Annotated in this window: 20 protein-coding genes and 1 tRNA gene; 5 read left to right on the forward strand and 16 right to left on the reverse strand. The window is 36.3% G+C overall.

The features are described 5' to 3' along the window. The first annotated feature begins 221 nt into the window (after positions 1-221). Both mgtE and B8967_RS11430 read left to right on the forward strand, forming a co-directional pair. The gene (gene mgtE / locus B8967_RS11425) at positions 222-1,544 is read left to right on the forward strand and encodes a magnesium transporter (RefSeq protein WP_047487697.1); all 1,323 of its coding nucleotides are present in this window, start codon (positions 222-224) and stop codon (positions 1,542-1,544) included. 26 nt (positions 1,545-1,570) lie between these two features. Next, positions 1,571-2,308 carry an ABC transporter substrate-binding protein gene (locus tag B8967_RS11430; protein WP_084086182.1) on the forward strand — a complete coding sequence of 246 codons (738 nt, stop codon included), beginning with the start codon at positions 1,571-1,573 and terminating at the stop codon, positions 2,306-2,308. A gap of 415 nt (positions 2,309-2,723) precedes the next feature. On the opposite strand, the gene B8967_RS11435 is transcribed toward B8967_RS11430, so the two are convergent. Both B8967_RS11435 and B8967_RS11440 read right to left on the reverse strand, forming a co-directional pair. Beyond that, entirely contained in the window at positions 2,724-3,173 is a 450-nt protein-coding gene (locus B8967_RS11435; protein WP_047487693.1) for a GAF domain-containing protein, read from the reverse strand. Positions 3,174-3,184: 11 nt separating this feature from the next. Beyond that, entirely contained in the window at positions 3,185-4,612 is a 1,428-nt protein-coding gene (locus tag B8967_RS11440; RefSeq protein WP_047487690.1) for a hypothetical protein, read from the reverse strand. Positions 4,613-4,666: 54 nt separating this feature from the next. On the opposite strand from B8967_RS11440, the gene B8967_RS11445 reads away from it, so the two are divergent. Together B8967_RS11445 and B8967_RS11450 are read left to right on the forward strand one after the other, a co-directional pair. Further along, entirely contained in the window at positions 4,667-5,434 is a 768-nt protein-coding gene (locus tag B8967_RS11445; RefSeq protein ID WP_047487687.1) for an MBL fold metallo-hydrolase, read from the forward strand. A 68-nt stretch (positions 5,435-5,502) separates the two neighbouring features. Beyond that, positions 5,503-5,584 (forward strand) — tRNA-Leu (locus B8967_RS11450). A 164-nt stretch (positions 5,585-5,748) separates the two neighbouring features. Here B8967_RS11450 and B8967_RS11455 read toward each other — a convergent pair. From B8967_RS11455 to B8967_RS11515, 13 genes are all read right to left on the reverse strand, one after another. Further along, on the reverse strand, positions 5,749-6,015 hold the full coding sequence (locus B8967_RS11455) for a hypothetical protein (RefSeq protein WP_143330509.1): 267 nt from the start codon (positions 6,013-6,015) through the stop codon (positions 5,749-5,751). Positions 6,016-6,141: 126 nt separating this feature from the next. Beyond that, positions 6,142-7,086 carry a hypothetical protein gene (locus B8967_RS11460; protein WP_084086183.1) on the reverse strand — a complete coding sequence of 315 codons (945 nt, stop codon included), beginning with the start codon at positions 7,084-7,086 and terminating at the stop codon, positions 6,142-6,144. A gap of 3 nt (positions 7,087-7,089) precedes the next feature. Then, a complete protein-coding gene (locus tag B8967_RS11465; RefSeq protein ID WP_084086184.1) occupies positions 7,090-8,460 on the reverse strand; it encodes a DUF4280 domain-containing protein in 1,371 nt (456 codons plus the stop codon). After that, positions 8,448-9,149, reverse strand: coding sequence for a hypothetical protein (locus B8967_RS11470; RefSeq protein ID WP_084086185.1), 702 nt, complete (start codon positions 9,147-9,149; stop codon positions 8,448-8,450). Before B8967_RS11470 ends, B8967_RS11465 begins: the two co-directional genes overlap by 13 nt. After that, positions 9,149-10,975: a phospholipase effector Tle1 domain-containing protein gene (locus B8967_RS11475; RefSeq protein ID WP_084086186.1), complete on the reverse strand. Its 1,827-nt coding sequence runs from the start codon at positions 10,973-10,975 to the stop codon at positions 9,149-9,151. Before B8967_RS11475 ends, B8967_RS11470 begins: the two co-directional genes overlap by 1 nt. Positions 10,976-10,985: 10 nt before the next feature. Further along, a complete protein-coding gene (locus B8967_RS11480; RefSeq protein ID WP_084086187.1) occupies positions 10,986-12,068 on the reverse strand; it encodes a DUF2931 family protein in 1,083 nt (360 codons plus the stop codon). A 362-nt stretch (positions 12,069-12,430) separates the two neighbouring features. Next, positions 12,431-14,290, reverse strand: coding sequence for a type VI secretion system Vgr family protein (locus tag B8967_RS11485; RefSeq protein WP_115918260.1), 1,860 nt, complete (start codon positions 14,288-14,290; stop codon positions 12,431-12,433). A 260-nt stretch (positions 14,291-14,550) separates the two neighbouring features. Then, positions 14,551-14,958, reverse strand: a complete 408-nt coding sequence (tssD, locus tag B8967_RS11490; protein WP_047487665.1) for a type VI secretion system tube protein TssD — start codon at positions 14,956-14,958, stop codon at positions 14,551-14,553. Positions 14,959-15,301: 343 nt separating this feature from the next. Further along, positions 15,302-15,997, reverse strand: a complete 696-nt coding sequence (locus B8967_RS11495; protein ID WP_084086309.1) for a VIT1/CCC1 transporter family protein — start codon at positions 15,995-15,997, stop codon at positions 15,302-15,304. 83 nt (positions 15,998-16,080) lie between these two features. Next, positions 16,081-17,001: a carbohydrate kinase family protein gene (locus tag B8967_RS11500; protein WP_084086188.1), complete on the reverse strand. Its 921-nt coding sequence runs from the start codon at positions 16,999-17,001 to the stop codon at positions 16,081-16,083. Positions 17,002-17,055: 54 nt separating this feature from the next. Further along, positions 17,056-17,787, reverse strand: coding sequence for a hypothetical protein (locus B8967_RS11505; protein WP_084086189.1), 732 nt, complete (start codon positions 17,785-17,787; stop codon positions 17,056-17,058). A 96-nt stretch (positions 17,788-17,883) separates the two neighbouring features. Further along, positions 17,884-19,230 carry an MFS transporter gene (locus B8967_RS11510; RefSeq protein WP_084086190.1) on the reverse strand — a complete coding sequence of 449 codons (1,347 nt, stop codon included), beginning with the start codon at positions 19,228-19,230 and terminating at the stop codon, positions 17,884-17,886. Between the two features lie 6 nt (positions 19,231-19,236). Further along, a complete protein-coding gene (locus B8967_RS11515; protein ID WP_143330510.1) occupies positions 19,237-20,673 on the reverse strand; it encodes a mannitol dehydrogenase family protein in 1,437 nt (478 codons plus the stop codon). 163 nt (positions 20,674-20,836) lie between these two features. On the opposite strand from B8967_RS11515, the gene B8967_RS11520 reads away from it, so the two are divergent. Then, a complete protein-coding gene (locus B8967_RS11520; protein ID WP_084086192.1) occupies positions 20,837-21,841 on the forward strand; it encodes a LacI family DNA-binding transcriptional regulator in 1,005 nt (334 codons plus the stop codon). A gap of 180 nt (positions 21,842-22,021) precedes the next feature. On the opposite strand, the gene B8967_RS11525 is transcribed toward B8967_RS11520, so the two are convergent. Then, entirely contained in the window at positions 22,022-22,777 is a 756-nt protein-coding gene (locus B8967_RS11525) for an SDR family oxidoreductase (protein WP_084086193.1), read from the reverse strand. Positions 22,778-23,430 lie beyond the last annotated feature (653 nt).

Consider the following 23,430-nt stretch of genomic DNA (forward strand, 5'->3'; position numbering starts at 1 on the left):
CCTTATTTTAAATTAAACAATCTTTATGGTAACTACTCCGGGAACACTTATCCTAAAAAATGAACCAGACAAGAAAAAACTATGGTGAAAAATGCCTGTCATACAGATGTTATTTTGTGCTTTTCTCATAGCTTACACTTTAATAAATCCTTAATTTTCCCAGTTTATGGCTCAGTCTTAAAAATTTGAATTATTTTTGCATATCCAAAAAATTTCACGTTTTGAACTCTAGATACCAACTTATTTTCAATCCCGCCGATATTGCCGAAACTCTCAGCGAACTTCCAGCTGACGAGAGGCTACTCGCGTTTTTGAAGGTTCCGAAGGAGTACAAAGCAGAAGTATTCTCCCATCTTGATCCTGATTTCCAAGAAGATACTATCAGAAGTATCGGAAGTGACGAAGTTTCAGAAATCCTGAATGCAATGACTCCCGATGACAGGACTGCCCTTTTTGAGGACTTTCCGGATGAGCTTATCAAGTATTCAATCAATCATCTTAATCCGCAGGAAAGAAGAATTGCATTGAAGCTTCTAGGTTATAATTCTGATTCTATTGCCCGTCTGATGACCCCTTATTATATTCAAATCCGTAAGGAATGGACAGTAAAGCGATGTCTTCAGCAGATCAAAAAAGTGGGAAAAAAGGTAGAAACAATGAACTATCTGTATGTGGTGGATGAAAGAAACCGTCTGATAGATGACCTTGCTATCGGTACTCTCCTTCTTGCTGAGGAAGATACTTTGGTTTCTGATATTACAGATAATCATTTTGTAGCCATTATGACGACGACTTCGAAAGAAGACGCAGTAACTTACTTCGAAAAATATGACCGGGGTGCTCTTCCTATCATTACGGAAGCCGGTGTTTTGGTTGGTATTGTAACGATTGATGATATTCTTGACCAAATTGAACAGCAAAATACCGAGGATATTCAGAAATTTGGGGGATTGGACGCATTAGATCTTCCCTATATCCAGACTTCATGGACAGAAATGATCAAGAAAAGGGCTACCTGGCTGATTATTCTTTTCGTTTCAGAAATGTTAACAGCCTCAGCGATGGGATATTTTGATAAAGAAATTGAAAAAGCTGTTGTTCTTGCATTATTTGTACCGTTAATTATCTCCAGTGGTGGGAACTCCGGATCACAGGCTGCTACACTGATTATCCGTGCTATGGCACTTCAGGAAATTGGATTGAAAGACTGGTGGTATGTCATGAAAAAGGAAATTATTTCGGGGATTTGCCTGGGGCTTATTCTGGGGATTATCGGTTTTGTCAGGATTATGCTTTGGCAGAAAATCGGGCTCTTCAACTATGGTGAATATTGGGCATATGTAGGACTCAGTGTCTCTGTTTCTCTGATCGCCATTGTATTATGGGGAACTTTATCCGGGTCTATGATTCCATTTGTCTTAAAAAAATTAAATCTGGATCCAGCAACTTCTTCTGCTCCTTTTGTAGCAACATTGGTAGATGTAACGGGACTTATCATTTATTTTACGGTAGCCGGACTTTTCTTAACCGGAAAACTTTTGTAATTTTAGGCATCATCTAACATGCCCATATGAAAATTGTTTCTCTCGTACCCTCTATTACGGAGGCTTTATTTGACTTAGGACTAACTGAAAAGGAAATTATCGGAAGGACAAAATTTTGCATCCATCCCCAGGATAAAGTAAAAAATGTAACGATAATTGGAGGCACAAAAAACATCAATATTGACAAAATAAAAGCTCTGCAACCGGATCTTATCCTTGCCAACAAAGAGGAAAACATCAAAGAACAGGTGGAAGCTTTAATGGCTGAATTCAAAGTAATTGTAACCAATGTTGAAACAATTGAAGACAATTACTATCTTCTGAAAAATCTTGGAAAAATCCTGAATAAAGAAGAAAGGGCGCAGCTTTTTAATCTTAAGATCTATGACATTCTCAATCAGTCAAAGCTGGAAAACAAGGTAAAAGCAGCCTATCTCATCTGGAAAAATCCCTATATGACCGTTGGTTCTGATACTTTTATTCATAAAATTTTATCAGAAATAGGTTTTGAAAATATTTTCAAAGATAAAACCCGGTATCCTGAAATTACTCCTGAAGACCTTGCTGAAGCTGATGTCATTATGCTTTCTTCCGAGCCATTTCCGTTTAAAGAGAAACATATTGAGGAATTAAAAATGGTTTATCCCGATAAAAAAATAATGATTGTTGATGGCGAAGCATTTTCGTGGTATGGAACCCATATTGCAAAGTGTGAGAATTACTTTAAAGACTTCCTGGCAGAGATACACTTGATGCAGATTTAATTTTTTACCACAAATCGAAGATTCGACGTCACCAAGAGGTACAAAATTTTTAAACACTTAAGTTTATTTTTAGTGAAAAGATTTATGTACAAGAAGTACACTTAAGCTTTTGAAAATCTGCAATTTTCACCGATATCATAATGTATATTACAATGGAAGAGGTAATATTCCCATGCTTCGGAGGGGTGTCAAAAATTCTTTGAATTTTTGACGGGGTGGTTAAAAGCCTGTTATGTCATTCCGTAGGAATCTCTACAACCTATTTTTCTTTACATCATTTAAATTCCTGCGGAATGACAGAGATTATTTTTCAATTATCACGCCTATAAAATACTGTATCTTCCAGCATTCCGATCCAAAAAAACTCCAGCTATAAAAAGCTGGAGTCTGTATTTTATCATGAATTGATTTTTAATTATAAAACCTTGGAAACTTCGTTACAAAGCCATTCTAATAATTCACGGTCCTCAGTAGTAAAAGGATCAATTTTATGCGAATCAATATCAATCTGGCCAACGTTTTTCCCGTCTTTAAATATAGGAACAACAATTTCCGCTTTGGTATCAATTGAACAGCTTAAATAATTGCTTTCTTCCTGAACATCAGGAACAACAAATGTTTCATTGGAAACAGCTACCTGACCGCAAATTCCTTTTCCATAAGGAATAATGGTATGATCTGTAGGAGCTCCCACATACGGGCCTAAGATCAGCTCATCTTTATCTCCATTTTTAAAATAGAACCCTGTCCAGTTAAAATAAGAGATTTCCTGATCCAACAGGTGACAAACTTTCTGAAGTTTTTCTTCTGTATTATGTTTAGGACTTTCAAGAATTGAGGAAAGTCTTTTCTTTAATTCTGACATTTTATTTATTTTTAAGAGAATTGTTTTAAGGAAAGTTCTTCTTTATAACCAAACATTCCACGTTCTTTAATCATTTCAGCTACGCCTTCCGGAACCTGAGTTTCCCAACCTTTAACACAGCATGCTATTTTTCTTAATATTTCTCTCGAATAGATTTCCAAAAACTCAGGATTATAGTTGGTAATGTCTACAATACGGTTGTTATGTTTAAAATATTTGTAGAGTTCTTTAAGGTTTTCTTCTACTTTAAGGTTGGAAGAATCCAGCAACTGATGGGTTTCGGGATCTTTATATGGATACAGGTAAACTCTCATTCCGTTTCGGAAAAACTTCCCGAATGCTTCAAGAATTCCCCCTGAAAGGTTTTTATAATATTTCTCATCAAATACCATTAACAGGTTATTTACTCCCATTGCTACACCAATATCTCCACTTGTATAGGATGCAAAATAATCAATTAGTCTGTAATATTCAGAGAAGTTGGAGATGATAACAGTATACCCCAGCTTACCGAGAATATCTACTCTATCCAGGAAATCCCTTTCATCAATATCCCCATCTGCCCTAAGGTTTGAAATCGTAATCTCGATAAGTACTTCTGTTTCTTCATGGGTACAGATAGCGTCTTTGAAAAACATATCCATCCCGTTCTGAAGCATATCTATATTCACTTTGGTAACCGGTCTGAAACTTCCTCTTACTGCAAAAATATTTTTCTTGTACAATACATCTGCCGGAAGCATATTACTCCCCTGGGAATTGAAGATGACAGCATCCGTCATTCCGTTTTTCACCAGCTGTAATGACATCAGTCTGTTATCTACATAGGCAAAAGCCGGCCCACTGAAATCAATCATATCGATTTCCAGGTTGTCTTTTGCGACATCGTCATATAGAGACTCTACCAATGTTCTTGGATTGTCAAAGTAATTAAAAGCTCCGAAAATAAGGTTTACCCCCAGATTTCCTAAGGTTTCCTGTTGTAAGGTAGCATCATTTTCGTTAAACTTTACGTGAATAACAATCTCGTTATAATCCTCATTTTCTTTGGTTTGAAAACGAATTCCTACCCAACCATGGCCTTTTACTGTTTTGTCAAAATTAATGGTGGTTACAGTATTCGCGTAAGAGAAAAATTTTCTATCAGGATTATTATCGCGTGAAATTCTTTCTTCAATTAACGCTACTTCATAGCGAAGCATTTTTCGAAGTCTGTTTTGGGTAACATACCTGTTTTTAACCTCTTTACCATAGATCGCATCACTAAAATCTTTGTCATAAGCAGACATGGCCTTAGCAATCGTACCGGAAGCTCCTCCTGCTCTAAAAAAGTGACGAACAGTCTCCTGCCCTGCTCCAATTTCTGCGAAAGTACCATAAATAGTAGGATCTAGATTAATTGTTAATGCTTTTTGTTTAGGAGTTAGTTTCTGATACATTAGGACGTGAAATTTTTTGTAAATTTACCAAAATTAAACCAACCTCAAAACAAAATGAAGTTGAAATTTTTAGGAACCGGTACTTCCCAAGGTGTACCCGTTATAGGATGTACATGTGAAGTGTGTACTTCCAAAAATCCCAAAGACCAACGTTTTCGCTCTTCAGTAATGGTTACTACGGAGGAAAATAAAAAAATACTGATCGATTGCGGTCCGGATTTCAGGCAGCAAATGCTTATTAATCATGAGCATAACGTAGATATAGCACTGATTACCCACGAACATAATGATCATGTCATTGGACTTGATGATATGCGTCCGTTGATTTTTAAAAGTGGAAAAGATGTTCCCCTTTATTGCTATCAGAGAGTGGCCCATGAAATAAGAAACCGTTTTCCTTATGCCTTTAGTGACGTAAGGTATCCGGGTGCTCCTGCTTTTGAGCTTCATGAAATTGAAAATAAGCCGTTCCGGGTGTTGGATACGGAAATTACTCCTGTAGAGGTCATTCATTTTAAAATTACGGTGTTTGGGTATAAGTTCAAAAATCTTGCTTATATAACGGATGCCGGTTTTATTTCGGACAAGGAAAAGGAAAAACTGAAGAATTTAGATGTTCTGATTTTAAACTGTATCAGAAAATTTGACCCTCATCCTGCCCACTTTATCCTTCCGGATGTTATCAGGCTGTTTGAAGAGCTACAACCTAAAAAATTATTTCTCACTCACATCAGTCATCATCTGGGGCTGCATGACGTTGAAGATAAGCAGCTTCCAGCCGGAATCCACCTTGCCTACGATGGTTTGGAGATTAATTTTTAAAAAAAATATTCCAAAAAGCTTTTGAACATTAAAAAAAGTTTCTATATTTGCACACCGATTTAAAACAAGCCCAGTTGGCGGAATTGGTAGACGCGCTAGACTCAAACTCTAGTATCGAAAGATGTACCAGTTCGATTCTGGTACTGGGTACAAAACCCTGCAAAACAGTATTCATAGTACGTTTGCAGGGTTTTTCATTTTTATTAATTTATAAGACTCAACTATTACCGTGTAAGGAAACGTGTAAAAATCAAAGTATTAGAAATAAAAAAAGCAACAATACTGATATTGCTGCCTTTCTTTATTTTATTATTTTACCTTGGTCTGTCCGGCTTTGTGGGATCAATTGTTGGATCTTCTCCAACCGGCCCTGTCGGATCCTGTGGATTCAGGGTGTTATCATTTGAATTAACTGCACTTTGAACAGATACTGTATTATCCGGATTATTTATTTTTAAGGTCTGAGAACTCGCTTTAACCGATTCTATGGCTTTTTTTCTCGCTTCCTCATCTCTATCGTTGTTACATGATAATACGACTGTAGTGATTGCCGCTGTTAAAATAATTAGTTTTTTATTCATAAGATGGTCATTTTTTAATCCAAAACAAAAATACTCATTTATAAACCACATATGCAATTTTATATCACATTCTCATGAATTGCTGATATGCTTTTATACCAGAAGGATTACAACTCACCTCTTTTTTTATTTTGATGATATAATGTTGGAAATATTGCCAGAGGTAAGCTTCAATTCTTTGAACGGAATTTTTTTATAGGAGATCTGCTTACTTTCATATCGGGTTTCTTTTCCCAATCCTACCTGAAGTGAAGTTACTTTTTCGTCGTATCTATGATTATTGACGTCCATTTGGATGTCAGTATCAGTAATCAATCTGCTCTCCGAATTGGTATGTTTTGTATATTTAAAAATTCCTTTATTAGAAGAAATCAGTTTTTTTTCTATTTCCCGATCTCCTTCTACAGATTCTTTTAAAACATAGCTTGGTATTCCTGTCTTAGTATACGAGAACTTTACATTCCATTTATCCAGATAGTCACTTGCCTGGGTTCTGAAAGATTCCATATAAGCTTTTGTTATTTTGAAATCCTTATGCTTGTATTTTTCATATGATGAAATATATTTTAAATCTTCCAGTGCATACCCTGCTAAAAAATCTTCCAGGAAGTCAATCAGATCGGGGATGTTTAAATTATCGCCAACACTTTTCTGTATATATTTATAGTAAGAATCATTTAAGTAAAAGATATCCTTATCTCCGATTAAAACTGTCTTTTCATTATTATTGAATGTAATCTTAAGCTTTGTACTGTAGCTTTCATTTTTATAAGTCAACAAAAAACTATTCTGATTTTTTGTCAAAGCACATATATTGGGTACTTTCTTTTCCGATACCGGAGAATCATTAAACTCATAGAAAGCAATACTATCATTTTTAGGGCTGGAGATATAAATAAGGTTACCTGTACTTATTTTATCCTTTTTGTCAATTCTTTTATCATCTACGTATTCTCCCTTATCAATAGTTTTATTAACAACATGAGTAACGGTATAAGATTTTGGTGTTTGTGCAAAAGCGTTTATATGAAACGCCACCAGAATAAGTAATGTATGTATTAAATTTTTCATTCATTAAACTTTTATTTTTTTCCAAAATATAGTATACCCGGCCACCCGGGTTGCCTCTAAACCAAAAGATCTCGCAGTTGCATTCTTATAATAAAAATCTCCTGTAGTCCAGTAATCTGTCTTTGCAAAGTCACCATTGGGAATATCATAAACAGCTTTATTTTTACCTTTTACTGTTTTATGTGTGTGGGTTCCTTTATCACACTTTTCATCATGAATTGAGTTATAAGCTAGCGTTGAACCTCTTCTTCCTGTTACCTTAGCAACAAAAGAATCGTATAGGCTCTTACTTATTTTTATAGAATTATATTCATCAAATTTATTGTGTCCATACTTTGTTGTACTATCAGGTTTTAAATCTGTATCTATACCCCAGGCCAGGAAATCTTCACCATCCCATTGTGTGGCATTATCTGTGGGATCGCTCTTCACCTCATCTACATCCCTTAAAAGAGCATCTATTGCTCCGGCTCTGGAATATAGAGAAATGGTATCTTTTTCTGTGGTTTTCATTTCAACCTTATCTTTAGCCTCTACACTTGAATAGCTGGAGTTTAATAATTGAAACATCGTTTTTCCTACTCTTTTTGCTTCGTTATAATTGGTGTGTGCTATATATAAATATTCTTCTTTCTCTGAGGATAGCCCTTCGTGTTTGATAATATTACAAACTTTCTGGAAATCACTATGCACAATATTCAGTTTTTTAGGACTTTTATAAACATCCTCTTCCGTACTTTTCCCTTCACAGGCATATACATCCGTTTCATTTCCTTTTTTCTGGTCTTTTACATTTCCTTCGAAAGTTCCGTTATAATTATAAAAGTAGCCATTGATTTTTTCTTTTGATTCCGGTACCGGCGCACCTACTGTATCTATACTTTCAGGCTGATGAACCTGTCCGCTATCTGTAATTTTAATATCCACTCCTCCATAAGTACAGGGGATCGTGCTTTTCTGCAAAAGAATAAACTGTTCCTGAGACAAATAAGTACCTACATCCTGCCAGTCTCTTACATTCATAACGGAAGCACATGGCACTGCCATTTGAGGACTTTTTTTACAATTCCCGGTAAAAACCAAACTCTTAGGGCCTCTTTCTTTTACAGTAGCCGTTTTCTTTTCCTGTATAGTGGGAGTATCATAATTCACTTTCATGATTCCTTGTGGAACAGTACATAAAGTACATTCCAGAGTTGCCGTATCTATGACAACTTTCAGTCCAGCTTCAGCTTTATCTTTCTCCTCATTTTCGGCCCGCTTTTCTTCCATTTTCTGGCTGTTGGCAGCTTTCATCTGATCGGGAGTCTGTGCCGGAGCCTGATCTTGAGTTTCCGGGATGGTATTTTCGCCATCGTTATTTAACCTATCCATACTAATGAATGTTTTAAATGGGTATTGTCTTTTTTAACTTCTGTAAAGCCTTCCTCATAAAGATCGCCTTTGAAAACAAATAAGCCTCTGAAATAGCTGATTTCAGTCTGTTCTAAGTTTTCAGAAGAAATAGTCAGCATCATTTTTTCACCATCCATTACAGGAGTCATAATTTCCGTATATCCCTGAGGAGATATTCTTTTTCTTTTGGTATCGAATGACTTCAATAAGCCATTAAAAAGCAGGCCAAACATATGATAACTTCCTAAAAATTCAATCAGCTCATTTTCATTTTCCAACAAGCGGCTCACCCGGCTGAAATAGCTGTCTACCGCCTCTCCTTTATGGGTCTGTGATAATTCAGTTTGAATTTTCACCCATCTCATCTGCAGAAAAAATAAATTGTCTACTGCTGTAATATTCCCTTCTTCATCTACCCTGCATTCTATTTCGTCAAACAAATAGCTAACCTTTTTAAAAAATTGTCCCATTGCATCATCATCATCTGAAAAGTCGAAATCAACGACTAAAATCTGGAACTGATGTTCTTCTTTCATTTTTCCCAGATAATAGATCTCCACCTGTCTGACGTATTTTTTTTCTGTGGAATAGAATTCGTTTTTCTGCTCTGTAACAATCGTTTCCAGGCGGTATATTTTCTGATGAAGGTTTTGCAGTATATTACTCATTATTCCGGATATATTACTCTTTGATAATCATTATTGGGATCCATTCCCATCCAGTCCCTATTCGCCGACCAATGAAGGTATTTATTACGTATAATTCTTAATAAGGTCTGTGGATGATAGGAAGTAACTGTCACTTCTTCCAATGTTGTTGTTTTGATTTTATTACCGTTTTCATCTACCATCTCATCAGGAGATTGTTCCTGTACCGGTTCCGGGTCTAGCAGCCTTTGCAATGCTCTTTCCTGTTTTTCTTTTTCAACTTGTTCATCTGTTTTGAAATTCCACTTCTCATCATTTTCAAATACATAGCCATGTAAAAGATCTTTTGCATGAGGCAAATACTTATCATTTTCTATAGAATAGGTAGTTTCTGTTTTCATCATCAATTGACTGTCATACAGATTTTTACCATGCTCTTCCATAAAATGCAGAGGAATATAGCTGTATTCTTTTCTCAGAAATCGGGTTCCGGTTATTTTACGATAGACACTTCCCGCTGTAATAAAATTCAGAAAGCTATTATTGATTTCAATCTGTTCTTCATCATACCAATGTTCATCAATCAGTTGTTGTCTGCGTTTATTTAAGAACCATACCGGTTTATGGTTAGAAGTTTCTATTTCATCCACTTTTTCCATTCCGTTTTCATAAGCACCGCCTATATCACAATGAACCCCTGGAAACTCCTTTTCGATACTGCCCGGGAATCTGGTTAATGAAAAGTTTTCCCGATGCTCATTGGCTGCCGTAAAATGAACCGCTTTGAAATAAGATCCTGGATTCAATAACTGTAACTGTTCTACATCATCTCCGAAATTGTATGCAGAACCTAAGGTAGAATGCTTCATCCCTTCCCATCCGACACGTCTCATGCCGCCCATATCACCAAATTCCTCATAAGAAGAAACAGTATCATAAACCCCGATAAAACGAACATCCAGTTCTAAGTCTTCAAGTTGTTGTTCTGATAAAATTCTCTTACTTAAAAGATAGTATCCTAAAAATCCAAATTTTGGAAGTTTACCATCTTTAATATATCGAGGATCTACCTCCGTATCATCTTTATCTATCCAAATATCTCCATATTCCGGAACAGTAATAGGGCCCTCAGAAGAATCCATCTGAGTATATCCTATGATCTTTCTGGATTTTTTTATCTCAATATCTTTTGTTCTCTTTCTTCCATTGATTTCGTAAGCAAAATTCCTCGCAGCAGCAGCTCCGCGGCTGAATCCGAAAGTATCAATAGTAATTTTAGTCAATCCTTTTTTATCACGTTGTTGTTTTTTTAAAACACCAATTCTATCAGCAACCATTTCACATCCTTTCCTTACTTTCCCCCGCACTCCGGTTTTACCGGATCCGTACTGGAACCCATCATCTACATCCCTACTGTTATCAAGTGTACCAATACCCTCCACATAAACCCCATAATTATATTGCTCGCTACATTTATACATTCTGGCTACATTGGTATAGTCATTACTAAAACTATTATCAACCCCCTGACTATCCAGCCAAGATCGGTGACTCCCTTTTAGGTAGCGTTCATACTCGGAGTCATTATCAGATACTTCTTTATTTTTAAGTTTTTTATATTCTTTTTCCTGTTGGGCCCTCGTGTCTTTAATGGCCTTTTCTTTCTTCAGTATTTCCTCCTCGGTATCAGTACTTTCTATTTTATTCTTTCCATCCCTGTACTTCGCTCTCAATTCAGAATTTTTTAAATTGTTTAAAGTACCATCGAAAAATACTCCTATTTCAAGGTGCATCTCATTGAGAGGAATTTTAGCATTACCCGTGTTATATACAAAAGTCTTTCCCATCGTTTTTGTTTTAGAAAACTTCTACTTTATCAGCTTTTATGAAAGCTTCTTTACCATTTTCACCTTTTAGCATTATCGTAAAGTAGCTATTAGACTCATTAACCTTTACAATAATATTAGCTTTAGTTGAATTAGGATCATTTCCAAACACAGTCTTATAGGCTTCAAAAGCTGACTTTTCATTCAGATCACAATCTGCTCCATATTTTTTATTATCAGCACCCATAAAGTCGAAACCAATACTTCTGGGTATTGCTCTTAGCTCATTCCCAACCAAAGAGATTTTCGATGCATCAAGCTGTTCCCATTCGCCATTAATTGCTGATATTCCAACATCTGTCAATGGGTTGAGTTTAGCATTTTCCGGTAATTCGAAAACCGGTTTCCAGCTGTATCGTATTCTATAAGTATCCCACAAACCAAATGGAATAGGTTTTCCTTTATTTTTTTCTTTTACCTCAGCAGGGATAACCTTGCCATTATTAAATACTTCATCAAGGTAATCTTTCCTCCAAAAACGGTCCTCATGGCTGTCCAGCTTAGCAATTTCCGATTCAGGAATCGTCACTTTTTTGCCTTGATATCGGCCTACTTCCTTCTGAACCCCAACACCGACTACCCAGATTACAACCACACCCCCCGGAGCCATTCCTACAGCAATATTGTTATAATTTAAATGCTCAATTTCACCACTTCCATTCGTTACTTTTACCTGATAGCCTTTACTGAAATACTCTTTAATCTTAGCGGTATCAATAGCAGTATCAATCATGTAAAACTGGTTCTCCATATAAGACATCCAGATAAAATCCAAACGGGAGGGAAGACTTTTAAAACCATTCCCCATTCCATGATTAATTGAACCCCAGGGGCGGCTCCCTGGAGCGATACCAAAGCTTAATCCTACCCATTCTCCTCCTTCGCATTCCATTCCCCCTTTGTATACTTCCATTGGATATCCTAAAGGGGCAGAAGTTCCCTCAGTCCATTCATATTTTGTCATAGTTTCAGTTTTTTTATGGTCTTTTTTTTCCTGACACGAGATCTGGGTAAAAAATAAAAAGCTTAATAGATATTTTATTAGTTTATTCATTATTAATACCTTACATTTTTTTTAATAATTTACTCTTAATTGTTGTTACTTAATGATTCTTATGACATCAACGGAAGGATAATCACTAAAATTAACGATATCACAAGAAAACATGCACAAAAAGAGTAAAAACAAAATAAAAGAAAGTCATTTATTTCGTTTTGTTTACGTTTAGAAGCAATTACAAACGGCAGAGCAAATAATACCGGAAAAAAAGCGAAGATCAACCAAAGGGCAACCCATCCATAATCTCCGTGACTATACTGTGTAGACAGATCCATAAAACCTAATTCAATAATAACAAGTGCCACTACTGATAAGACCGATGAAAAGAAAGAGATCAGTACTTTTTTAAACATTCTCTATCCTTTATTCACCTTAGCATCTATTTTACCCAGCATTTTCGCCACTCCTGAGCTCTGTAACAAAATATCACCATTTTTTGCTTTATGGGTGGTGGTAGAAGTTGTTTCTTTTAAATCCCCGGTTACATTAATGGTTTTATTTTCATTGACCGTCTGTTTATAATTTTTTGAGGTAAATCTGTGATCATTGATAATAGTAGTTGTATGATCATTTCCCACACTGGTCTTCATATCTTTTCCTACATTAATATTAAGATTCTCTCCTGCATTGAACGTCATATTTTTAGGGGCAGTGACCACAATATTACCTTTTCCATCCATAAAATAATTATTTCCGCTAGGGTCGATAATATTGACACTCCCTTCTGCATCATTCATTAGAATCCTGATTCCGCTTCTGGTCTGTATAGATTTCAAATGATTATTGACACCGCCACCCATAGCTGTTCCTCCATGAAACATTCCTCCCATCACGAAAGGACGGTCAGGGTGATTATGTACAAAACCAACCATCACCTGATCGCCTACTTCAGGTACAGCCACATACCCCCTGTTTTGGGTAATCTGATCTGTTCCTCCTGCATCGGGAGCCATCATTCGGATGAAATTGGTCGTATCATTAAGCTGCCAGTCAAATCTTACAGTTACCCTTCCCTGTTCCTGCGGGTCTGTATTGGATATGACGGTGGCAATCTGAGGTTGCGCCACAGGAACAGTAAAATCAGGTTTCGGGATAAATCCAGTATCTGAGGCTATGGCTTCAAATCTTCCTGTATAGCGTCCTAAAGCATCCACCTCATGAATCACTTCCGTCATCATGAGCTTTGTAAAATAGGATGTTTGATTAGTATCTGTTTTGCGCATATTGATATCGGCAACGCATCCCGGATATAAAAAAGGAATAGTTGTTCCGCCTGAAACCGTAAAGACTTCTACCGCCTTACTTCCGGCTGTACTGGTTTGGGAGATAACAACATCCATATCGGTTGCCGCTTTTATGGGAGCTACCTGTAATGCCGGAGTTTTGAATATTCCATCATTATTCTGGTAAGCCGTTTTTGCTAAATTTCCTACATGTTTTATAGGAGTTTCTCCTGAAGAGAGTTTAGCATTTGAGCTGCTGTTATATCCATAAAAACTGGGTTTGATGTGAACTGCCTTTAATTCAACATTCACATCAGAAACATTGCTTCCATACACCAGTTCCAGTGCTTTATTCTGAGGTGGCATATTTCCGAAGTGCAGTACTTCGCCATCATAATAGAACTGTTCGCCATAGGCTTCAGCCATTCTGCAGAGGTAATTATAATGAGTTTCGTTATACTGAGCACTGTAGAGGATCTGGGAAGAAGCTTTGGCATTTACTTTTACATCAAACTTAGTATTTTCTATTCCCTGTTTGATAACTTCCTCTGCAATGATTCCCATATTAACAGGCTGACCTCCTCCAAAACTTTGTGTATGGGGAGCTGCATCCAGCAGAATGGTAGGGCTATGGCCTTTCAAAACAATATTTCCAAGATTATGATTTTCCTGGCTGAAACCCACTTTTGTGATCACTCCTACAAAGGTCCTTTCCGGACTTCCTTCCACATCTTTATATTTAAAAACTATTGTTAAACGTTTTCCTAAAAACTGTTGGGCTTCTTCCAGATCATGGTTTTGTCTTCCATCCAGGGTATCATGAGCTAAAGTCAGTTCAAAATCATGATGTTTTTTTACACTTTGCTGTAAACGAAAATGCTTAAAGTGCTTGATGATTTTGCCTTCTATTACAATATCCAGTTTAACCACACGGTTGATTCCGGGAATATGATTCTCGGAAATCTTATCTGAATTCGAGGTATTTTTATTCATATTATGTAAGGTGTTTTCGGGGAAATTTATTTAATAAAAAAATTAAAAAACAAATGACCTTTTCATAAAGTTATGAATTTTTCACAATATAAAATTCACACTATCAGCTTTATGTTTAAAATTATAGAATTTTTAAAAAAGGTAAAGCTGCTTGTCCATTTATGATGTCCCGATGGAAATAATTACAGACAAAAAAACAGAACAGCATCTTTGTAGCACCATTCTGTTTTATGTTGAGTTAATTTTAAGAGATCAGATTCTTATGCTGTAGGCCAAGCCCCATTATAAGCTGAATTACCAAGATCAATTTGTTCTGCACTTACAACAAAACTGATGTACATACTGTTTTCATCTACGGCATCGAAATCTACTTCGTGCTGGATGACATACCCGTTAGTCCATTTTAATGTTGTCAGTGTTCCTTCTTCGTGAGATTTGTTGAAAGTTACTTCCCCTACTGTAGGTTTGTATTTTCCGTTAAGAAGACTTTCAAGAATATCAGATTTCTCCGTAGCTTCTACTGTAATTTTAATAAGAGCATTAGAAGGATCAGATGCTACTCTACCGGACACGTCTGTAGCACGGGCTACCGTATAATTAAGTTTTAATAACTTTTGTCCTTCACCGTTGTTGAATTTTAGAATTCCTCTTGAATTTCTTTCTGCCATGATCGTAAATTTTAATCGTTAATATTTTGTGATTTGTGGTTGGTTATATCACCAAAATTAGAAGTATTTACCAGACTGAAAGAATATTTAAGTGTAAATCTGGAAAAGTGTAGTATTTCTACGACTAACACTTGTTAGGTTTTTTATTATTTGTAAATCAAAAGATTAGCTTTCAAAAAAAGTGAAATTTCTATAATAAAAGCAAATAAGATGAACCCTGTTGAGCTCATCTTATTTGCTTTATACAGATCTTCAAACATGCTGTCCGTCGTGAATTCCTGCTTTCTATTTTTGCTTATTTTAATTTCATTTTCCGTCCTCAGCAGATCAAAAAAATATGGGTTTATGCTACACTCACGCCAAAAAACCGACCTACCAATGCTGTAATTCCCATTGCTACTGTCCCCCAGAAACAAATTCTGAGCATGGCAATTTTAATATCTGAACCGCCTGTTTTGGCAGAAATTGCTCCTAGCAACATAAGGAATATAATGGAAAAACCATATTGAAAATAGATCATCTGTTTGATAGGAGCCAGTAAAGAGACCATAAAAGGCAATAAAGCTCCCACTGCAAAAGATCCAAACGAAGCAACAGCTGCCTGTAAAGGTTTTGCCTGTGTGATTTCATTGATTCCCAGTTCATCCCGGGCATGAGCGCCTAATGCATCATGTGCTGTGAGCTCTATAGCAACCTGCATTGCTGTTTCCTGGGTACATCCTCTTCTTTCATACACTTTAGCTAGTTCTCTAAGTTCTACTTCAGGCATTTCTTCAAGTTCACGTTTTTCACGGATTAAATCTGCTTTTTCCGTATCTTCCTGTGAACTTACAGACACATATTCACCGGCAGCCATAGACATGGCCCCTGCAATCATGCCTGCTAAAGCGGCCAGGATAATGATATGACGCTCCGGTTCTGCGGCTGCAACCCCAATAACAATACTTGTAGTGGACAGCAATCCGTCATTAGCTCCCAAAACAGCTGCCCTAAGCCAGCCTACCCTGTTTACATAATGTTTTTCCAACTGATGATGCATACTAATTTCTGTCTTAATTGTGCAATTAAAGGTATAAAATGTTTCTTCAAGAATCATTTTAAATTAGTGTACAGCCTGTTGATTTATTTCAAAGCCGAAAGAGGGTATTCACTTTTAAATCTGTTAAAATCTTCGACGGTATATTCAGGGCACGCCCCTTCCTGTGATGTAATAAAAGCTCCGAGCGATACAGCCTGTATCATTGTTTCATCCACAGAACTTCCTTTTTCCAGTTTTTTTGATAAAAACCCGGCTAAAAAAGAGTCACCACTTCCAACAGTATCTTTTATGGTAACCGGGATGGTAGGATAGAGATAAAAATCGTCCTTATCAGCATACAGAGCTCCTTTACTTCCTTTAGAAATAATAATTTCCTGGAGGTCAAACTGGTCCTGCAAATAATGTATACTGTCTTCTTCATTGGTATATGTTTTACCTAAAAAATCTAACATCATGCGCAATTCTGCTTTGTTAAACTTTGCAAGATCTGCTTTGTGCAACAGATCCTTAATCATGCTAATGTCATAATATGGCTCTCTAAGGTTAATATCAAAAACATTGTAAGAACTAAGCTCCAGTAAATGGAATAATGTGTTTTTGGATTTCTCATTTCGCGCTGCCAGTGTTCCAAACACCAAAACATCCGTTTTACTAAGAATTTCCTTATCAGCCCTGGTCGTATCAATAAAATCCCAGGCTACATTTTCTACAATATCATAATGTGCATCATTATTCTCATCCATTGAAGCAATAACGGTACTGGTAGGGTACTCTGTGTTTATCTGGATGTGCTCTGTGGAAATGTTCCAGTTTTTCATTTTCTGTAACAGATCATGCCCAAGCTGATCATCACCAACACTGCTGATCATATGGGTCTCAACACCCATCCGGGAAAGATGGTATGCTACATTAAAAGGGGCTCCCCCTACTCTTTTCTGTTCTCCTGGAAAAATATCCCAAAGAACTTCTCCAAAGCAGACTGCTTTATTTTTTTTATCTTCCATTATTTTAAAATAATAAATATATTGTTAATAGACTTCTTAAATTCATCTCTGTTTTCAGAATGAATAGACCTGTACAGAAAACTGCAGAAATGCATTATTGTTTACCGGATTCCACATCCCCCATATTCCAATGGGTATTTTATATCCTTCAATGGTCAAGTTTTTTGAAATAATAAGGCTCACTTCATTGAATCCTTCTTCTTTAGCAAAAAAATTATTCTTTTCGCCGTTGCTGTTGTTTAATGCAAAGCCATATCCCACTCTTCCTCTCACTTCCAGGTTTTCTTTCTTATACACAGGATATTCTCCCGAGACAAATGATGAATATTTGTTCTCTGTATTGTCACTGTTCCTATCTCTCCCGAAAACAACAGTGTTCCAACTAAGAACTAACGGAAACTTTTCACTTATGAAATAGTAAGATCTCAGATCCCAAAAGCGCCCGGTTTCCCTTGCCGAATAATTAAAAAATTCTTTGTTATTATACGAGGCATCGGGTGAAAAATTATAAATATCCCATAACTCTAAAGTAAGGTGTTTATTTCTGTATCCTATATAATTATTAAATTCTTTATAAGAACCATTCACATTACCACCAGCCCAGAACCCTCCATAAAAGTTCTTATAATCCAAATGGACATCTCCTGTATAAACCAACCCTGCAGAAACTTCAATACCACGCCATAAATGACTGTTTCGAAGCTGTAAAGCAGAATGTATCTCCTGTGCATTCAAAAATACACTTCCTATAATCGAAGGAAAAAGCAATACAATAAATTTTAGCATGACCTAAGTATTTTTTAATATAAACACCAAGCATTCTCTATCCGGTAATTATGTACAGGATAATAAAATGATTCTAAGAAAATAGATGATTGTGAACTAGTGAATAAGATCTTTTTCTCTTATCCTTGATCCAAACAAAGCATAAGTCAGCATCACCAATTCGCAGATTACAGTAAGCACCCACGTCCATCTCCATGAACCTAAAATATCTGCCAGACCACCCTGGATAAGGGTAAACACAGCCCCGCCAAATACTGCAGAAATAAAAATACCTGATGCTTTTGATGTATACTTATTCAGTCCTTTTATGGAAAGGGTATAGATACAACTCCACATAGAAGAATGCAGAAGACCAATTGCTACAAGAAACCAAAGGTTTTGTGTCATCATAGATGTTAGGGCAAGAATCGTCGCAAGAATTGTTGTGGTTATTAATTGTGTCCTTGCAGAAATTTTAGTCAAGAAACTTGATATCGCCCTTCCTACAAGAAAGCCTCCCCAGTATAATGTAGACAGTAATGCATGAATTCCTAAATCTACCCCACCCACAATAATATCTGTTTTTCCGAAAAATGTAATGGGATGCCCAGAATCCATCAGCTCAAAGGCATATAGGTTAATATTGGCTCCAATAGCCACCTCAGTTCCAACATAAAAAAAGATCGCCAGAACCCCCAGTACAAAATGTCTGAATGACCAGATGCTTCTTTCCAGTTTTTCTTCTCCTACTACTCTTGTATGGGCAATATCAGGAAGGTGAAGCTTTTTGGTAATCACAATTACAATTAGTATGCATACGATAAGTGCTGATAGAGGCAGCAACAGCTGTCTGATTTCTATATTTTCAATGGAAATTCCACTGAACATGACCACCGTAACAAAAAATGGTCCCGAAGTGGTCCCGATAGAATTAATGGCTGTCAGAATATTCAGACGCTGTACCGGCTGGGTTCCCTTCAGTTCATATGATGCGGCATAAGGATTTACAACTACCTGAATAATGGCGGCAGAAGTCCCCATTAAATAGGATCCTATAACGAAAATGATAAATCCAAACGGAATAACAGCGTCCTTAATACTGAATTTTAAATCCGGATACTGACCCCCAAACCAGGATGAGCATAAATACATAAAAAGACCTGAAATCATAAAAAAAAGACCGCGCAGGATCGTATTTTTATATCCAAATGCATTGACCCATTTACTTCCCAAAGTTCCATTCAAAAGATAGCCCAAAAAGAAGAAAAAGGAAATTAGAGTGGTAAATGTATTTTTCAGACTACCCGCATGACTTAGAAAAGTGAACTTCAGAGGTGCCTGCAATTGTTCATTCACGGTGGTCAGAAAGCCTACAATGAAATAAATAAAGGTGATGATTGCAAAGGGCAATATGGCATTGTTTGTCTTATTTTCTGAAGAACTTATATTAGTATTTACTTGCATGGCCTTTTATTTTATGATTGATTGTAAATCCCAATCGATTCCTGAGTTTCTGATATCCTGTACGAACCGGATATACAGATCTGTGAATTGTTCAGTAGCCTTCAGATGAACTCCTTTAAAAGCTGATAATTCTAAAAAATCCAGGGGATTTTCATTAGCAATAAGTAACTCGTCATTGATAGTCAGCCAGGGTTCAGACACTTCAAAAGTATTTCCATGGTCATCTGTTTTGTATTTCAGATAATGTCTATAGGAAGCAATAAGAAAAGTAAGCCTTGTAAGATCTTTCCCTTCTTTTATCATTTTACCAAGATTAGGAATAATATAAACCGGAAATTTTGAAATTCCGTCAGAGCACAAACGGCTTACCTGGTCGCTGACACTATGATTGGCAAATCTTTCAATAAGTGTTTTTTTATAATTTTCTAAATCTGTGTTTTTAGGGACGGGAACAAATGGTGTAATATCAATATCCATAAAGTTTCGGATAAATTGTACCAGATCTTTGTTTTCCATTGCCTGGTCTACTTTTCGATATCCCATCAGAAAAGACGGATAAGACAACAGACTGTGTGAAGCATTCAACAGGCTCAGTTTCATATTTTCAAAGGCGGTGACATCATCCGTAAATTCTACTCCTACTCTCTCCCAGGCAGGTCTTCCAGCCATAAATCGATCTTCTATTACCCATTGTGCAAAATCTTCACAATAAACAGGAGCTTTGTCGTTCGTCCCATTCATCTTGTTCAGTCTTTCAATATCTTCGGGAGTTGTGGCAGGAGTAATACGGTCTACCATACTGTTGGGGAAAGTCACATTTTCTTTTACCCATGCTGCAAGGTCTTTATCCTGTGCTTCTATAAATGCCGTAAAGGCTCTCTTTGCAGTATCACCATTATGCTGAAGATTATCACACGAAAGTATGGTAATTCCTCCTCCATTTTTCACTTTTCTATTCCGTAACCCTTCTGCAATAAAACCAAAAACGGTAGTAGGGCTGGCAGGATTTTCCAGATCATACTTTATTTTTTCATCATCCAGAATAAATTCTCCAGTTTCCTTATCCAGATTATATCCACCTTCTGTAATGGTTAAAGTGATTATTTTAATCGAATCGTCGGCAATTTTTCTGACTACAGCATCCGGATCTTCAACTCCCCAAATCAATTCACATAATGAGTATATTTTATGCACTTCGTTTTTCCCGTTTCTTCCGCAAACCGTCAGCGAATATTTGAGATCCTGAGTCCTTAAATTATTTACGATCTTCTCATCTGAAGGCAGTAAACAAACTCCACAAATCCCCCAACTCTGCTGATCCTTTTCATGCAACAGCATATGGGTATAAAATTGTTGATGAGCCCTGTGGAAGTTTCCTACACCAATGTGTAAAATCCCTGCACGAATTTCAAGTAAATCATCATTACAATACATCTTATTCATAAGCAATAAATTATTAACGGATTAATCAATTCGCTAAAACTATATTAACAAATAGTTAATTCATTAGTTTTTTTAAAAAATTTAAATTGGGAACGTTCCCAAAATTTAGGGAACGTTCCCAATTGCATATTTTTTTGTTATTTTTGGCGAAAAGTAAGGTCTAATGAAGCGTATTACTATTAAAGATCTGTCTAAATTTTTGTCATTATCTACCTCTACCATCTCCAGAGCACTCCTTCATGACAAAAATGTTAATGATGAAACAAGAAAACGGGTATTGGACGCAGCACATAAAATGGGCTATAAACCAAACCTTACTGCGCTAAGTCTCCAGTCCGGACAATCCAAGACTATCGGATTTGTTGTACCTGAAATGATCACTCCTTTTTCTGCAAAAGTTCTTAAAGGAATTCAGAATATTTTGTATCCACTTGGATACCGGATTATCATCACCCAATCAGATGAAGATCCTCTTATAGAAAGAAAAAATCTACAACTACTGGAAGAGTTTAATGTGGATGCCATTATTATCAACCTCTGTCATGAAACTTATAACAACGACATATATCAGCATATTATGGGACAGGGAATCCCTTTAATATTCTTTGACAGACTCCCCCATCAATCCTTAGATGTTTCGAAAGTAATTGTTAATGATTCTATCAAAGCATCATTAATGGTAGAACATTTGATTAAAACAGGGAGAAAAAGAATTGTCTATATCATGGGTCCTACAACCATCCGGAATGTTACGGAAAGAATGAATGGATACAAACGTATTCTTATGAAATACAACATCTTTGATGAAAACCTTATTATACAGGCTAATGGGATGACCGTTCAGCATGGAAGAGAGATAATCAAACAACTATTGGATAAGAATATAGAATTTGACAGTATTTTTGCATTTAGTGATACCTTAGCAATGGGTGTCATGAATTATCTTCTTGAACAAAAGGTAAGAATACCTGAAGATGTGGCTGTCGCAAGCTTTTCCGGAACCGAATTATCGTCAATGGTATATCCTCAATTAACCAGTGTACAACAGCCCCTGGAGAAAATGGGTGAAAAGGCTGCAGAACTGGCACTGGAAAAAATCAAAGATAGTTCAGCCGCAAGCCAATCAGTTATAATGGATGCAGAATTGGTCTACAGAGCTTCTACTTAACAAAATTACGGGCAGATTTCAAATACCCCATTTGTATTTCCAGGACTGTCCATCATTATCAAAAGTATTTTGGGAAAAGGAAAAGTAATCCTCTTAATTGTATGGGTTTCTTTTTAGAATCAATAACAAAACCACTGAAAATAATTCAGTGGTTTTGTTATTGATTACAGGTTTCTTGGATTATCTGGTTGTATATCCTCCGTTAGCAAAAATAGTCTGCCCGGTGATCCACCAACCTTCTGTTACCAAAAACTCTACCAGTGGAGCGATGTCTTTGATATCGGTAAGTCCTCCTAAAGCAGCAGCTGATTTATGATAAGCCACTGCATCATCCGTTTCCTGCCCATAGAAGAAAGGTGTATCCATAGGACCTGGAGCCACAGCAGTTACAGAGATTCCTCTTCCACCGAATTCTTTAGAAGCCGCTCTTGTAAAATGTTCTACCGGTGCCTTTGCTCCTGCATATGTGGAATACAATCCTGTATAAGCGGCAAGTAATGAAGTGACGATAGTACAAATCTTACCGTTATCATTCAGTTTTTTCCCGGCTTCCTGCAGGAAGAAATAAGCAGATTTTGAATTGACGTTGAACATTCTATCATATTCTTCTTCTGTAGTTTCTGCAAATGGTTTTTTCAGTACCATCCCCACTGTATTGATTGCAATATCAATTCCTCCAAACTTTGAAATGGTTTCGTCAAAAAACTTAGTTACATTTTCTACTTTCGTCAGATCAGCCTGAAACAAAAATGCTTCTGCTCCTAAAGACTGAACTTCAGCAAGTGTTTTTTCGCTCTCAGCTTTAGAACTTTCACTATTGTAGTGTATCGCTAATTTTGCTCCTTTGGAGGCAAAACCTTTACTTAATAATCCACCAAGGTTTTTCCCTCCTCCGGCAATTAAAACAACTTTTCCTTTTACATCTTGTGCTGACATTATTCTTATTATTTAAATGTTAATGAAACAAAGGTGAAAAATAAAAGTCATCTCAGTATGGTGAATTTTTCGGTATTTATGTTTCATCCTGTCAATTGGACATAACACCTGATGCGGAATAAAAAAATATTTAATTATTTCAAAAAAAAGAATTTCATGAATACTTTATTATTTCTCAGACAGATACAAATAATTCATTCTATTTTCAACCTTATTAATCGCTGCAGATCTCCTTCAACAGTGAGTTTTAGGCATAGCATTTGATATTCACCCATCCATATTATCACCACTTCATTTCTATAATATAGTTTCATAATCCTCAGCTTGCTGGGGATTTGTTACTATTCTGTTCCGGAAAAAGATTGAAACCTGTCTTTTATACCATGCATACAGCTGTTTCCATGGAATCTATTTCTGATAATCAATTATTTAAAACCGTATTATTCATTTTATTGTTGTATATTTGCATATTAATAGCTAAATTACTACTTGTTTTCTGCCGCGGCCGAATATCATTTTATTCAGCCTTTGCTTTTAAAGCAACCATATTTTTAACTTTAATTCTTCTACTAAGAACAACTTATCGGAATTTTAAAGCTCTGTATGATAGGGAGAATCCAAGACAGGAAGCATCAGTAGGCTCTATAAATATA

The sequence above is a fragment of the Chryseobacterium sp. YR221 genome, from assembly GCF_900176315.1.
Lineage (GTDB): Bacteria > Bacteroidota > Bacteroidia > Flavobacteriales > Weeksellaceae > Chryseobacterium > Chryseobacterium rhizosphaerae.